Here is a 14,601-nt window from a genome sequence, read left to right as displayed (position 1 = left end):
GTATGACCGTTGGGTGCATAAATTCGGATTAGGTGCTCTTCAGTGTCATGTTGCAGGACATGACGAGCATTGAATCGCGGCTCCCAATTCGTTTTGCCGTCTTTGTCCACAGTCTCGTCAAACCACAGGGCGTTTCGCGTCCCACGCACGAGAACAATCGAGCATCCCGTCCGAGTTTCTTTTGTGGTGACTCCCACAGGCGCTGGCGTGATTGGCGACTTGAACTCCACCAACGTCGGCCACTCATGCACCATCCAGTTAGTTCCATTCCCATAGTCATGACTATGGGAAAGTCGATTGCTGTAAATGCGCGTATGCCCCCAAGGAATCCCAAACGCTTCTGAGCTCAGGTCCTTGATGCGCAACTGAAGCTCCCCATTGGCGTAGCGCACTGGGGCATAAGCGCTGTCCTCCATTAGGTCGAAATCGAGCGACGGCCAGAACGGCGCGTGGTTGAGATCGTCTGGATTGCCGGGCATCCACTCTGGCTGAGGAGTGACGTAGTCGGGGACTGGACTGGGATTCACGCGAATGCGATGGGGCCAGCAGCAGAGCTTGTTGGTGCTTCTGCGCCGCATCGGGCCGAGTTGATCAATCGACTTGACGACCGTTCCCCAGGCTACAGAGCGGACCGGATCTCCATCCGAATTATCGCCGAACGTTATGTATGCGCAGGCATGCATGCAGCCTTGGGGTTGGCTGGGATCGCTATTCAAGCGAAATTCGAGCGTCTTGGCCTTGAACGGTGCATCGCCTGAAAACTGATGAATATAGTGATCCGGATCAGACTTGCTTTGCATTACTTCAAAGTAGCCATTGAAGTAGCTGCAATCCTTTGCTGTCTGTTCCGCGCTAGCATCGTCACTTTTGCTGGTGCAAGAGCAGCAGCATGAGCCTGATAAGGAAATCACAAAGCGACGAGGGCGACGATTGGAACCGTTGGATGAATCCGCTTTCATGCTAACCATGGCCGTTCCTTGCAAAGCGATCCCGCGAAGAGATGAAGGAGCCCATTCGGAGCATGTCTTTCCACTAAAAGTGTTGACCCCCGAATGGCGGACGATATACTATCCGGTCAACGAGGCTGGTTCAACTGAATTTGTTAATCGTTTTTTATTTCTAATCTCGCGAGCTTTTCTTGGCAAAGCTCGACTGGTGGCCTGGGCTGATCAAACACACTTAACGGAGTTACCGGGAATGTCTCTTGATTACACTGGTGCGAACAACGGCCTGTTCACTCACCTAGGCAAGTACATCAAGTACTACAACGAGTTTCTCGCGGAAGCGAACGATGGAACGACCGGACTCGACGCGGTTCGCAAGGTAATTTTGGATGCCTTGAACGCCGGGCCTCAATTCGTAGCTGTCCAGGGCCTGTCTGCGGATTTCGAAGGGTGGAAAGCACAGGTTGCGGATCAGCGGGCAACCTTTATGGGTTATGCCCTGAAGCGTCTGCAAGATCCATCGTCAGTGCTTCGACAAATCAGCGCGGCGACAAACGACCAGGATGAGATTCTCAAATGCTTGTTTCAGCAGATGCTCGCCGATTCCCAGACGATTGAAGAATCGACGGTGACGATTGGAAGTGTGTCTGCCGGGGGAAGCAATGCGGGGAACGGAAAGGTCTTTACTACCGACGATTTGGATGGCGTCTCCTCTCCCGGATCCCGTTCCGGCATTAGCTATCCCGCGATGATCGAATATGCCGGACGGAAGACCGAGCTTGCCGTACCGAGCGAAAGCATGACCCTGGAATGTACGCAGGCGGATGAAGCGGCTGAATTTTCCTGGAAAGGCGAATACCCCGACCCCCTTGGTCCCTATGGTTTAGGCCCCGAAGGCTCCGGCGAAATTGGAACGGTTCGCGAAATCCACGACACGACAGAGTCCATTCTGACCAATCCCGACTTTGAAGAGTTCACGACGCCCGATGTGCCAGATGGCTGGGATATTGTCGCCGGCGCCGCCGGAAACGAGATTTTCGAGAACACGAATCTTGCTGACGTCTCCCATGGCGAAAAATCATTGAAGTACACCGCGACCGGGGGAGCCTCTATTGAGATTTCTCAGTCGATCAGCGACTCAACTGTCACGGGGAAACAACTGTACTTGGTAAGTGCCCAAATCTTGGCCGATTCCGGCATTGGCTCGGGTACCTTCCTCATCCAGTTTGAAGGAACAGGTTACACGCCTGGTAGCACGGAGAAGATTGAGATTGCTTCGGCGAGTCTCCCCACCGCGTTTGATACGAGGGCGTTCTTTGTGGCGATGCCCGCCTCCATCCCATCCGACTTCAAACTGGTGATTCGCTGGTCAGGGACACCCACTTCCGGCAAAAGCGTCTATATCGACGACCTGGGAATTGCACCGGTGACTTACGGCGGTGGAATCGGGGTTGGTATCGTTCGTGGCCCCACAATCTTCGGGCTTGGCGATCGTTTCACGTTTTCCGTCTCCAATACGGAGGGTGTGTTCCAGGCTGCGTTCCGGGAAATGTTTGGTGTTCAGTTGCCTAGCTCATCGTCTCCTACCATTTCAGATACCTTGGCGCAGTAGGCGTGGTTTGGCCCAATTCCTGGAACCCTTAAGCGGTGCGTCTGATCGCCACCGCTATGGATGGAGACGAAGATGAGTAGTCCCTGTGAATGCTGCAAGGCACTCTGGGTCAAGTTTGAACTGACGGCGCCGTTGACCAAGCAAACGAGCAAGGCCGCTGCCAAGGTTTATGTTGATGACGACGGTCATCGGTGCTACTGGCAGGGCGATGACCCGGACCCCAATTACTCCGATCCAGAAGACTCAGGCTTTGACGTCTACAATCTTGAAACAGGTCAAGCTCTCGGTGGCAACCCTCCTTATCAGTTCTTTGGCGTAGCGGGCGACGTTGGCCTCGCTTGCCTCGACGACAGCGATCCAGAGCAGAGTCGTTATCGAGTCGTCCATTTGTCGCCTCCAAGAACTGCTCTTATCCTGCAGCCGATCAGCACTATCCCGCCTGCCCACGTCGACTTTCTGACACAACATCTGGTGATGGGCAGCGGCCTTTGCTGGGTGATGCGGCGAAAAGCAGGCAACAGCCGCCTGCAGTACGAAATGGTGAACGGAGAGCGAGTACAGGCGCTGGCCTGGAACGCTGGCCCCGATCCGATCATCGCAGACGACGATATCCCTTACTCAGGAGGAAGTGGATCGGGATGTGGCGGCACCTATGCATATGCGGTCCAGGACGCGTTTGGCGACCTGATTATCGCTGAAACGTTTGAGGTGCCATGCGAGTCTTCCTCTTCCGAATCCTATAGCTCCAGCCAATCCGAAAGTGAAAGTCAATCCGAGAGCGGAAGTTTTTCAGAAAGCGAAAGCCTGTCCGAAAGCCAGTCGCAAAGTGAAAGCCAGTCGCTCTCAGAAAGCGGTTCGGAGAGCCTGTCCGACGAGAGTCAACCGGAAAGTCCGCCGTCCAGTAGCGAGTCGGACAAGAGTACGGCCATCGTGCCAGCCAGTTGGAGCCCCGCTGGATTCACCGCATTGTTCGTTCTGGAAATGCCTGAAGTTCGCTTCGAGGACGTTGCTACCGTCAAGATTCCACAGCGTGATGGGGAGATAAGAATCGATCCCAAGTTCATTGCAGTGTGCGAACCGAATACGATGAAACCATGCGGTTTCGCTTGTGAGGCTCCAGTAAATGTAGGCCTTAAGGTTGTCCACGGCATCATTCAGGTCCGGTTCTCTGATCAGTCCGATGAGGTCGTGGAACTGACAGTCCGACTGAGTGCGATTCGTAAAGGCTTCCTTGGAAAACGGTTTCCTGATCGAACACGCGAGCAATTTGAGGCCAATGAACGCTTTATCCGCAGTGCTTATCCAGGAGTTTAGAACGTGACAAGCATATCGGATTATTCGGGCTTCAGTAGCTACGGATCAAGCAAGTCGAGTTCGTCCAGCAGTTCCAGTTCCTCAAGTAGCTCCGACTCATCCAGCAGTTCATCGTCGGGGTCGAGCCAAAGCTCCAGCAGTTCCAGCGAGAGCAATTCGTCGTCCAGCGAAAGTAGCTTGTCATCCAGCGAAAGTAGCTTGAGCAGTTCCAGCTCTTCGGAATCTAGCAACTCATCCTCGTCCAGCGATTCGAGTTCAGATTCCTTGAGTTCTAGCGAATCGAGCCACGCCAGCAGCTATTCATACTCGTCACTCTCCAGCGAGAGCAGCGACAGCCTCTCGAGCGAATCGGAGAGCGCGAGCAGCGAGAGCGATTCGGCCAGCGAGGATTCGCGCTCGTACAGCCTGAGCAGCGACAGCTATGTCTACAGCCAATCGTCCGACAGCGAATCAGCGGGGAGTTTTTCTAGTGGGTCGTCTGGCAGCTCGAGCGAGGCGAGTGATTTGGCGTCGAGCGTGTCCGAAAGCATGTCGGATTCGATGAGCGAATCGGCCAGCGAGGAAATTGAAATTGGCGACGATTGCGATCAATGCGTAGCAGGAACAACACCGCTACGGATTCGTGTTTCAGTGTCAGATGTTACGGGCGGTGATTGCGATGACTGCGATTCATTCAATCGAGATTTCGTCGCAGTTCAGTCAACAGAAAACCCGTGCTACTTCGAGGCAAGTGGGGCGACAAGTTGTGGAGGAGGCGATTCTCATACGGTTTACGTACTATTTACACCAGGAGTTATCGAGGTAGGAATTCTTGGCGGAACGATTATCTATGCGATAATTTTCAGGAAATCTGTAACGAATCCCGTTGACGCCACTTCTATTTCCGGAATGAGCATCCCGTATTCATCTGGAGGATGGAGCGGGCTATGCAATGGAGGTAGCGTATCAATATCTGCTGCAAATGAATGACGAGACAGGATGCAGAAATTTAACCATCGGTCGCAATGTAGATTTGGCCCTCAAATGACCCAGGTTTGCCAGGGCGAGATTCACCAGACGTGTATTCATTGCATGGAATCCAATCACACTCAATCCACTGCCAAGCAGGCGAGGTTTCAGGTTTAACAACGGCTGGCATGCCTTGATACTCTCGCAACAAATATTCAAGTTCGACGTTTTTTTGCAATGCGCGACGCTCTGCCCCCGGATTAGGAGGCGATTGAATATGCCAAGACTGACTCCTGATTGCCTCTTGTCTTGCGTTACTTGAATCAAAACCGAGCTTGTAACCACCACTCGCAGAAATGACCACCAGTAGAGTTACCGTCGCCACGTTTTGAATTTGTTGCTTTTGCATTTTTCCACACCCAAATAAAAAACTTCCCTCTCCATTGTGGCTCCTGAAATTGCCGGGATCAAGAAAAAATGGACAACGACTGCCAGCATCGTGGACAGGAAACCAGCGCCGTCGAGTGCCCCACATGCCAAGGAAATGTCCTAGTCAAAACCTTCGCGTGCCCGATTTACGGGTCATGCACGATCACCAAACGAATCAAGGACGCGGCGACCTGCCGACTGTGTAAGGATCGAAAACCTATGATTGCGCCAGCAGAAAAACCACCGAGCGGCGGACCTGGAACACAATTTAAGGCAATTGCACCGCCGCAGTTTTTTGACTGCATGAGCTGCGAAAACTATCTCGGCCAGATGGACGCGTGGGGCAGTTCCGGTTGTGAGGAGCGGTTCGAGGAAATCACCACATACTGGACGGAGCGGGGGAAAATGTTTGACTGCACGCGTAGAAGTAGATTAATCCAAACCGCGGAATGCCTTGCCTGCCATGGGCGAACTCAAATTAAAGTCTTGTCCTGCCCGCACTACGGCTCCTGCACGATCACTCAAAAATCAAGCGTATGGCGTCTTGCCGACTATGTGAGGACCGACAACCCATGATTGCCACGAGCGATAGACCCCAAAACATTGGACCAGGCACCCAACTCCGCGAAATTGCCCCATCGCAATTCTTCACCTGTCCGAAGTGCGAAGCTTATGCCCGGCAAATGGACGCCTGGGGCGGCTCCGGCTGTGAGGAGCGATTCGAGGAGATAGTCAACTACTGGACAGAGCGGGGAAAATCTCCCGCCGTGATTCGCCGCCTGCCGATGCCATTCAATCGCCACATCGCCCGTGGCTGGGTTTGGCAAGCAATCGACCAGGCCAAACAGCTCGAGGACCCCCGCGACCCCGATCTCGACTCCTGGCCATTTGTGTGGACCTACTGGGCCGGGGGAGCGAAAGCGAAAGGCGAACGCAACGAACTGTGGTATAGCATGCGACTTGTGCAGAAATGGCACCCGTCCGCTCGCTGCATTGTCGTCGGCGACAAACCAGACTGGTACGAAGGCGAGTTCATCGCCAAGCCGCGCATTAGCCCGCGTCCGCACCATGCATTCAAAGACTGCCTAAGCAAGCTACTTATGGCGGCGGAGCACGTTTCCCAATTTATCTGGATGATGGATGACGTGTACTGGGTCAAACCATTCACCATTAAGGAAGCGGCGACGCCAAAATACGTGCGACACGTCTCGCAGCAGCGGTATTTGGCATGGAAGCCGCAAAACGCGTGGGCTCGCACGCGAGCGGCGGCATATCAGTGGCTAATCGATAATAATCGCCCCACCTACGATTTTGCCGCCCACATGCCCCAGCCATTCCTCAGCGAAAAGCTTCTGGCCATGGAAGCCGAGCACAAGCTAATGGACAACTACCGCAATTTTGAATGTCTCTATTTCAACTGCCATCACTCCGCAGCGGCGGAGGACTGGGGAAGAAAGTTTACGAGGATCTGCAAGTCGACTGACAAGCTTGCGACGCGGCATAAGCTGCTGAATCACACCCATCAATTCTTCAACGCCCCGATGCGTGAATATCTCGACAGCGTGCTGGCGACTGAATCGGAGCCTGTCCATGCCTGATGTAAAAGTCATCATTCCCTGGCGGCATCATCCACAGAGAAACAAGAGAACAGTTGCCAATTGATATTCTCGCCGCTTAAGTATAGTAACTTGATTTGCAAATATGAGACAGCCGCGATTGGGTCTTGAGACGATATGATCACATCGCGACAGCACGTATTCAACGATCCGCTGAGCCGATCAAGGAATGAGTTCAAGATCAATCGCGTACTTGAAGCCACTCTGAGCCGTACACAAAATAACCAATCCCAAATCGCTACAGCCAAGGCACACTTGCGGAGCAGAAGATGGACAGGCCTGTTAAAGTTATCGTACCGTGGAGACCCGATGAGAGCAGACAAGAGGGCCTAAAGTGGGTAGTAAAATACTACGAACACAGACTCGGCGAAGGCTGCATTCATCTCGCTGTCGATGACAGCAAAGAGCCATTCAATAAGTCAAAGCTGCTCAATCTGGCGATCGCCAAATACCCAGGGCACGTAATCGTTATCGCCGATGCAGATTGCATCATTTGCGACCATTCGCTCAGCAGAGCGGTGCGAGAGGTGACGGACGAAGAAATGATTTGTCCGCACAATCGCACTTGCCGAACGACTAAGAAGCAAGCTCGGTGGATATTGAATCAAAACCCCTCTAGTCGCGTTAGAGGAAAGTGGTTTATCAAGACACGAAGCAAACCTGCCGTCGGAGGGATATGGGTCATTACTCACGAACTCTTCATGAAACATAGGATGGACGAAAGGTTCGAGGGCTGGGGACACGAAGACGGCGATTTTAAGGATCGCGTGCCACACAAGCGATATCAGGGGCCACTCTTCCACATCTGGCACCCGCCTTCATCAAGAAAGGGCACACGTAGGAATAGCAGAATCCGCAACGAGAATCTCCGAAAGCGGAAACGAGAGGCGGCAAAATAAATGGAAGCGAAGATCCAAGAGAGTCGGGAGCCACGCACCTTCAAGAATGTCATCCTCGCGTCTTACTTCAATCACACGAAGGATCGCCAACGAAATAAGTATTGGAAGCCTCAGAATCACGACTCGTACGCCAAACTCCGAAAGAGCATCAATGACAAGGGTATCGAGTTCGTCGTGCTCAGCAACACTTTCATGCCGCACCAGGAAGACCTTTTCACGATCGAACAGGTGAAAGCTGACACGAGATTCACTCCTAATGCTTTCCGGTGGTTTGCCCAGCTAGATTGGCTGGAGAAGCATCGTCCCGAAAAAGTGTTCATGCTGGATATTGATGATGTGGAAATGTGGCACGACCCGTTCCCGCATCTTGAGAAGGGCAAACTCTACGCGGGTTATGAGTATGACAAGAACATGTACCACAACTGGATGTGGAATCGGCAGGCAAAATATTTGGCCGTCGATGATTGGCGACAAGTGGTGCAAAAAGAGAACGGAGACAAGAGGCTACTGAATACGGGAATTTTCGGTGGTTATACGGAAGATGTAATTGATTTTCTCCAGATCCTAACGACGAACCACAAAGCCTACAGCCCTGGCTTGAAAACGTCTTCGGACATGTCGTTGTTTAACTATACGGTTCTGAAGTACGGATACTGGGACAAGATCGGGTGGGGGTCACAAGTGGCGTCAAAGTTCAAAAAGTACGAGGTGGGGGGCGATGCTTGGTTCCGGCATAAATAAGTACGGTCTAGAGGATTGCTCGGTGATCGTGACGTGTAAGGGGCGACTGTCACACTTGCAGCGTTCGCTTCCTCGTCAGCTGGCCCTGGGAGCGGGTGAGTATATCCTCGTTGATTATGCCGATCCAGAAGAATGCGGACGATGGGCTCAGAAGAACTATGCAAACGTGAAGGTGGTTCGGCCAAAAGCTCTATGTCCTCCCTATTTCAATGCTAGTCATGCTAGAAATTGCGGTGCGAGGGTGGCGGAGGGGGGACTGCTCGTGTTCTTGGACGCGGATATTCTGCCGAAACAGGTTTGGTTGTTACAGATTCTGGCAGCGTTCAATCGACAGCCGGGTTTGGTGATGGCTCATGGGGCGTTTATGCGGAAGAATGCAGGTAAGACGGGCTCTTGCGTGGTTCTGACAAGTGCGTTCGTCAGCGTGCGGGGGTACCGGGAAGAAATTGATCGGTGGGGCTATGAGGAAATAGATTTGTTCCGGCGTCTAGCTAAGGTGGGAAAAAACTTTCGCTCCGATTCAGGGCTCCTTGATTGCTTGCATCATTCTGATGGTCAACGAACACAGCACTATCCCGAGCGGGATAAGGAGCGGGGGCATGAGGCGATGATGGCTCTGGTGGAATCCGCAGGAGATGGAGTAGTGAATCCGAACGGCTGGGGATCATGAGCCACTACTTCCTCGCGTATTCCAAAAACCAAGACATACGCCAACTCTCCACATCTGGTGGATTCGTCAAAGAAGTGCTCGCCCATGCACTCCGATCTGGACTCGTAGACAAAATCATTTATCCACACATGCCCAGCGGGCTAGAACCTATCGTCGAAATCACCTCTGACACCGAAAAACTCTTCAGCCCCTGCGCCAACAGTATCTACCAAGACATCCCTCTTACTAGATTCGTCCGAGACCGAATCCAACAAAACGAACGCTACGCAATAACAACGCTCCCCTGCCAAAGTAAAGCCTTCCTGCTCGGATCACAATTCCCCCTCGTAATTGAACTCCAATGCGGTCGCGTCCCATCACCAGCCTGGACATACGGAATACTCACCAGACAAAACCTAACTCCACAGGATGTGAAACGATTCATCTACCGTACCGGTGAATGGCCTGGGCAGGGACGAATTGAAACTCTAGACGGGAGAATCCTCCCCTTCAATTTCCGACGTGCCTGGGATGAAGAAGTCCATCACAAGCCACCTCGCTGTTGCGGCTGCACCCTCTATAACAAATCTCCACAATTAGTCGTGGGTGATCCGTGGCGACTCTTGCCGATGTTCTCGGGCGAATCCGGCATGACCCTCCTTCGCGTCAATGATCCATCCCTGATTCCGTGGCTCACAGAAGCCAATATCAAAATGACGGCCATCTCTCACCAGAAATATCAGCAATCCGTCAAATCTCTCATGCGAAGGAAGAAACGGGAATGAAGAAGATTGCCTGTTATCACTGGAGGTCAGATTGTGAATCGCTCAATTTTGGCGAAGCCTTAATACCGTTGATCGTGGGTTATTTTGGCTATGAATACGTACCTTCTCATCATGGCCCAGCAGACAAGCCTGTGCTGCTTTCGATTGGTTCCGAACTTTACCGGGATTACGTTAATACTGCGAAACGTGGCCATGAGAAGGTCGTTGTCTGGGGGCAGGGTCATGCTCGCGGTGACATCGCTGGTATCGACGCAGACATTCGGGGAGTCCGTGGTTATCAAACTCGTGATACTCTTGGGGCAGATTCGTTTTTACCTGTGGGTGATCCGGGATTTTTGCTTCCTATGATTCATCCGGTGGTCCATGAGTCTCAGGATTATTTGCTACATGCTCCGCACTGGCACGCTCGTCGGTTCGGATATGTCGCTGATTCGTTCAATTTAGAGATCATTAACGGCGATTTGCTCACGGCGAAGATCGAGCGGCTGGTTTATGCCAAGTTCGTTTATACGTCGAGTCTACATGTTGCGATTACCTGCATCGCTTATGGGGTGCCGTTCGGATTATTTCTGAATCGGCAGGAGAAAGCGAATCTTACGGCGAAGTGGCGGGACGTCTGGTCCACGCTGGTTCATCGGGAGGGGCGACATCCCGGACAGCCCAAGTTTTTTCATTCTTTGCATCAGTGCCGGGATTGGTGGGTGGACGAGGGCTGCTATTTACTTCCGCCAAGTATGGACCAGATGGTGGCAGCGTTCCCGCACGATATTGCCTATTAGCCGAGTGACGGATGACCTTGACGCTGCCCAGTGCGTATACGCTGATTCCCGCAGCTTGCTCGTCAAATGCGGGGATCGTTTGGTAGCGTCCGTCAAGTTGCGCTCTTTTGATTTTCAGCCTGGCTCTGGAAAATTGTTTTTGCTGCGCGCTGCAAAAACAATTTTTTAAACTTTGCCGTCTTCTCGCTCCTCCGGTTCGCGGAGGCGGTCCATGTCGAGGTAACGCCTTGTGCCCCAGTGCGTGCCGGCGATGTGGCGTAGCCGGGCGCGACCAGCATCAGAGCGCTTTGACCATCCGGGAACGCTCCCACGACGCGGGTTCGCCGCCGGATCTCTTTCATGATCCGCTCCAGCATTGGCCTGCCCCAATTTTCTGTACCAAGCGTTATGAAAGATTGGTTTGGGAAACAGGTAACGATTCAATGGAGTCGCTGTGCTGCTGGAACGGAAGGAGCGCAGCGACTGAAGTGGAAGCAGCACAGCGGCGCGCGAACTCGGCCGGGGTCAGGTAGCCGAGCGAGCTGTGCGGGCGGTTGTGGTTGAAGTCCTCGCGCCAGGCCCGGGCCTTGATCCTTGCGTCCTCCAAGCTCAGCAGGTCAGTCTGGTGCAGGTATTCGTCGCGAAGGCGGCTGTTGAAGCTTACGCACAAGCCGTTTTGCCAGGGCGATCCTGGTTCGATGTAGAGTACTTCGACGCCGATCAGGTCCAGCCAGGTCTTGATCGCGCAGGAGATAAACTCTGGCCCGTTGTCGCAGCGAATCCGCTTCGGCACGCCATGCATCGCGAACAGCTCGGCGAGCGTATCGATCGCGTCTTCGCTGGTAATGCTGCGGCCAACCTTGATCGCCAGGCACTGCCGCGTGTACTCATCAACGATGTTCAAAAAGCGGATCGTCCTGCCATCGATCGTCGATGACTGAATGAAATCCCATGTCCACACGTCGTGCCTGAACCCGGCCGGTTGCACGTGGCAAGCGTTCGTCGAGACGCCTGTCGCCCGCTTTTTACGGCGTTTTTGCGGAACTTTCAGCCCGGCCGCTTTCCAAAGTCGGTACATCTTTTTCATGTTCAAGGTCTCCCCCTCGCGCCGCAACAGTTGACAGATCTGACGATAACCCCAGCGCGGTCGCTGCCGTACAAGCTCTAAAATCCGCTTGGTCAGACGCACGTCTTCGTCTTCGGCTTCCCCTCAAATCGTTGGCTCGATCGAGGCTGATCGAGCACGCGACAGGCCCGCCTTTCGGAGACTGAATACTTCTCCTGAAGCTGCTTGACCGCCGCGCGTCGCGACTGAGGGGTGGTCAGTTTCCCTTGGCGATCTCCTTCAGCATCGAGATATCCAAGGCCTGATCGGCGACGATCTTTTTCAGTCGATTGTTCTCTTCTTCGAGCGACTTGAGACGCTTCGCCTCTTCGCTCTTCATCCCGCCATACTGCGATCGCCAGCGGCTCAAAGTGGCCTCGCTGACTTCCAGCGCCTGCAGCACTTCTCCGACGCTCTTGCCAGCCGCCACCATGGCGTCCGCGTTCCGCAACTTCTTGATGATCTGTTCGGCCGAATGCCGTCGGAGCTTCTTGCTCATGAAAAATCCTTCGCCGAAATTGGCTCTAGACTTTCATAACATCTGGATCAGGATTTGGGGAGCATTCCAGAAGCCGTTACTTCAGCATACGTGGGAGGCAGTATGCCAATCGCAGTCTGTAGACCAAGTTGTGATTGCAACCAATAGCGAAAAGGTTCGCACGGTCGCCGCTAGTTTTGGCGCCATGGTTGTATTAACGGGCGAGCATAAATGTGGAACGGATCGCATTGCAGAAGTCGCATCTGGCATTTGTAGTGAGGACGACCTAATTCTCAATGTTCAGGGAGACGAGGTCGGGATTCGGCCGAGCGAAATTGAGACACTAATTGCCGCAATCAATAGCAGCCCTGAAGCAGACATGGGAACACTTGCTATACCGATACGGGCGGAGGAGCAAATCCTCGATCCATCCTGCGTCAAAGTTGTTTTCTCTGAATTGACGCGACGAGCGATCTACTTCAGTCGCAGTCCAATTCCCTATTGGCGGACAAACGCTTCTCAATGCGCGCGACCGCAAGCTTTTTTGCACATCGGTGTGTACGGTTTTCGACATGCCTTTTTACGCCGACTGACCCAATCGCCTGCTACACACTTGGAGAAGGCCGAAATGCTGGAACAGCTCCGCGCGCTAGAACTGGGAGCCCACATTTGTGTTGGTATTGTAGATGAGCACGTCAAAGGAATTGACACGCTCGAAGACTATGAGCGACACCAGGCTATAAGAAGAGCGACTTAGCGGTCACTACGCGAGTTGCAAAGTCGCCGAATTGCAGGCTTAGTCGGCGCGACTTGTGTCTTCATTTTCGCCGTCCGTCGAGTTGACCCCTTTCGAACTTCAGTCTCGCTATGGAGTTTCTTTGCCGCGCGACAAAAAAAACTCTCAACTTTGCGTGATTTGCCCGCTCCTCTCGGTCGCGGCGGCGTTCCCCTAGTCGCCTAGCTCGAATCAAGCGTTGAACCGGGCTCTAATCCCTCACGTGATGCCCCAATTACCGGAGATCGGATTCTTTGCATTCCGTCTTGGAAAGGATCGAAAACCTGCTTCAAGCCGTCAAAATTAGATTTGAACGCCGCAATCATAACGGAAGTGATTGGCGTAACGGCTTGAGCTGTAGCAGGTTGCGGAATTCACTTTCAAAGTGGAATACGACCTGGTCGTGTCCACGACTAACTTAGATTCCACTTTGGGGAGCGGTGGATGATTGCGATAGCCCACAACTTTCGGACAGTGGCGTGAGTCGGGGAAGGTAGCAGCCAAGACGACGCGGATACGCAAGCGTTCATGGGATGACTGGGGCGATTGGCTGGCGAAGAAGATCGACGCACGGCCGGACATCGATTTACAAGAAATTCAAGCCGATTTGAAGTCGGAACTGGGTGTTGAAGTATCGCTTTGGACCGTTTGCCAAGGCTGCCGCGTTCTTAAAATGACTCGAAAAAAAAGACGTTAATCGCCGCTGAGCAGCAACGACAAGATGTGATGGAGAAGCGGGCCCAATGGAAACGGGATCAGTCGCAGATCGATCCGCAGCGAGCGGACTTCATTGATGAGACTTGGGCCAAGACCAACATGACGCGCACCTACGGCCGCTCAGAGCAAGGAACGCGGCTGATCGAGCATGTTCCTGCCGGTCGCTGGGAGACGACCACCTTTCTAGGAACGCTGCGTGCCGATGGTTTTCGGGCGCCCCTTAACGTGGATGGCCCGATCAACGGCTCGATTTCTTTGGCTTGGATCAAGCAGCACTTGGCCCCCACGCTTTCCGCCGGGGATGTATTCATTCTCGACAACCTGTCGAGTCACAAAGTCAGGGGCGTCCGTGAAGCCATTGAAAAGACTGGCGCAGAACTGCGTTTTCTCTCCCCCGTATTCGCCGGACCTGAACCCAATCGAACTGGCCTTCTCAAAGCTCAAAAAACTGCTGCGTGTTGGAGCCGAACGAACGGTCGACAAGCTCTGGGATCTGTGCGGCCGCGTCCTCGGCAACTTCACTCCAAGTGAGTGCCTTAACTATTTCAGTCACTGCGGGTACGCTACAGTTAACGCTTAACCGCTCCCTGCGGGGGAGCGTGGCTTGAAACAGTGGAATGCTCCCCAAATCCTGATCCAGATGTTATGAAAGTCTAGAGCCAATTTCGGCGAAGGATTTTTCATGAGCAAGAAGCGACGACGGCATGAGCTATTGTCAAATGTCGACGGAGCGGCAAAAAGTGAGACGCGTGGCGTGGGTTTAGCTACTGATTCATGATTTTCGCCTGGATTGAATTACATTTTTACGTCCATCACAGGAACGCTCAAGTT

General features: G+C 53.2%; 14 protein-coding genes and 2 pseudogenes. 11 read left to right on the top strand and 5 right to left on the bottom strand.

Annotation, left to right across the window (positions count from 1 at the left end; all coding sequences use genetic code 11):
- The coding region (locus DSM3645_RS30610; protein WP_161603294.1) for a hypothetical protein at positions 1 to 968 on the bottom strand (968 nt) is incomplete at its 3' end.
- Between the two features lie 229 nt (positions 969 to 1,197).
- Between DSM3645_RS30610 and DSM3645_RS04955 the strand changes: the two genes are divergently transcribed.
- Positions 1,198 to 2,556, top strand: coding sequence for a hypothetical protein (locus tag DSM3645_RS04955; RefSeq protein ID WP_161603293.1), 1,359 nt, complete (start codon positions 1,198 to 1,200; stop codon positions 2,554 to 2,556).
- Between the two features lie 72 nt (positions 2,557 to 2,628).
- The gene (locus tag DSM3645_RS30820) at positions 2,629 to 3,870 is read left to right on the top strand and encodes a hypothetical protein (RefSeq protein ID WP_131282244.1); all 1,242 of its coding nucleotides are present in this window, start codon (positions 2,629 to 2,631) and stop codon (positions 3,868 to 3,870) included.
- Positions 3,871 to 3,908: 38 nt separating this feature from the next.
- Here DSM3645_RS30820 and DSM3645_RS30815 read toward each other — a convergent pair whose 3' ends face one another.
- A complete protein-coding gene (locus DSM3645_RS30815; RefSeq protein WP_002650945.1) occupies positions 3,909 to 4,100 on the bottom strand; it encodes a hypothetical protein in 192 nt (63 codons plus the stop codon).
- A 758-nt stretch (positions 4,101 to 4,858) separates the two neighbouring features.
- The gene (locus DSM3645_RS30175; RefSeq protein WP_131282241.1) at positions 4,859 to 5,227 is read right to left on the bottom strand and encodes a hypothetical protein; all 369 of its coding nucleotides are present in this window, start codon (positions 5,225 to 5,227) and stop codon (positions 4,859 to 4,861) included.
- 239 nt (positions 5,228 to 5,466) lie between these two features.
- Between DSM3645_RS30175 and DSM3645_RS30170 the strand changes: the two genes are divergently transcribed.
- The 7 genes from DSM3645_RS30170 (at position 5,467) to DSM3645_RS04915 (ending at position 10,716) form a co-directional block, all read left to right on the top strand.
- Positions 5,467 to 5,823 (top strand): hypothetical protein, encoded by a 357-nt coding sequence (locus DSM3645_RS30170; protein ID WP_131282238.1) that lies wholly within the window; start codon positions 5,467 to 5,469, stop codon positions 5,821 to 5,823.
- Entirely contained in the window at positions 5,820 to 6,845 is a 1,026-nt protein-coding gene (locus tag DSM3645_RS04940) for a hypothetical protein (RefSeq protein WP_040351621.1), read from the top strand. Before DSM3645_RS30170 ends, DSM3645_RS04940 begins: the two co-directional genes overlap by 4 nt.
- A 287-nt stretch (positions 6,846 to 7,132) precedes the next feature.
- Positions 7,133 to 7,762, top strand: coding sequence for a galactosyltransferase-related protein (locus DSM3645_RS31760; RefSeq protein WP_002650942.1), 630 nt, complete (start codon positions 7,133 to 7,135; stop codon positions 7,760 to 7,762).
- A complete protein-coding gene (locus DSM3645_RS04930; RefSeq protein ID WP_002650941.1) occupies positions 7,763 to 8,503 on the top strand; it encodes a hypothetical protein in 741 nt (246 codons plus the stop codon). It abuts the gene before it with no gap.
- Positions 8,481 to 9,173, top strand: a complete 693-nt coding sequence (locus DSM3645_RS04925; protein WP_040351620.1) for a glycosyltransferase family 2 protein — start codon at positions 8,481 to 8,483, stop codon at positions 9,171 to 9,173. The genes DSM3645_RS04930 and DSM3645_RS04925 overlap by 23 nt, the downstream gene beginning before the upstream one ends.
- Positions 9,170 to 9,937 (top strand): Coenzyme F420 hydrogenase/dehydrogenase, beta subunit C-terminal domain, encoded by a 768-nt coding sequence (locus DSM3645_RS04920; protein WP_002650939.1) that lies wholly within the window; start codon positions 9,170 to 9,172, stop codon positions 9,935 to 9,937. The genes DSM3645_RS04925 and DSM3645_RS04920 overlap by 4 nt, the downstream gene beginning before the upstream one ends.
- A complete protein-coding gene (locus DSM3645_RS04915; protein ID WP_040351619.1) occupies positions 9,934 to 10,716 on the top strand; it encodes a polysaccharide pyruvyl transferase family protein in 783 nt (260 codons plus the stop codon). Before DSM3645_RS04920 ends, DSM3645_RS04915 begins: the two co-directional genes overlap by 4 nt.
- A gap of 165 nt (positions 10,717 to 10,881) precedes the next feature.
- Here the strand turns inward: DSM3645_RS04915 and DSM3645_RS04910 are convergent.
- Positions 10,882 to 11,072, bottom strand: a pseudogene (locus DSM3645_RS04910) (transposase); the annotation flags it as partial.
- 29 nt (positions 11,073 to 11,101) lie between these two features.
- Positions 11,102 to 12,299, bottom strand: a pseudogene (locus DSM3645_RS04905) (IS3-like element ISBlma5 family transposase).
- Here DSM3645_RS04905 and kdsB point away from each other — a divergent pair.
- On the top strand, positions 12,298 to 13,035 hold the full coding sequence (gene kdsB / locus DSM3645_RS04895; RefSeq protein WP_002650933.1) for a 3-deoxy-manno-octulosonate cytidylyltransferase: 738 nt from the start codon (positions 12,298 to 12,300) through the stop codon (positions 13,033 to 13,035). The pseudogene DSM3645_RS04905 and the gene kdsB overlap by 2 nt on opposite strands.
- Before the next feature lie 744 nt (positions 13,036 to 13,779).
- A complete protein-coding gene (locus DSM3645_RS31180; protein WP_002650932.1) occupies positions 13,780 to 14,301 on the top strand; it encodes a transposase in 522 nt (173 codons plus the stop codon).
- Positions 14,302 to 14,601: the final 300 nt, after the last annotated feature.

The sequence above is a fragment of the Blastopirellula marina DSM 3645 genome (genome assembly GCF_000153105.1).
GTDB classification, from domain to species: Bacteria; Planctomycetota; Planctomycetia; order Pirellulales; family Pirellulaceae; genus Blastopirellula; species Blastopirellula marina.
This window is presented reverse-complemented; position numbering and strand designations above follow the sequence as displayed.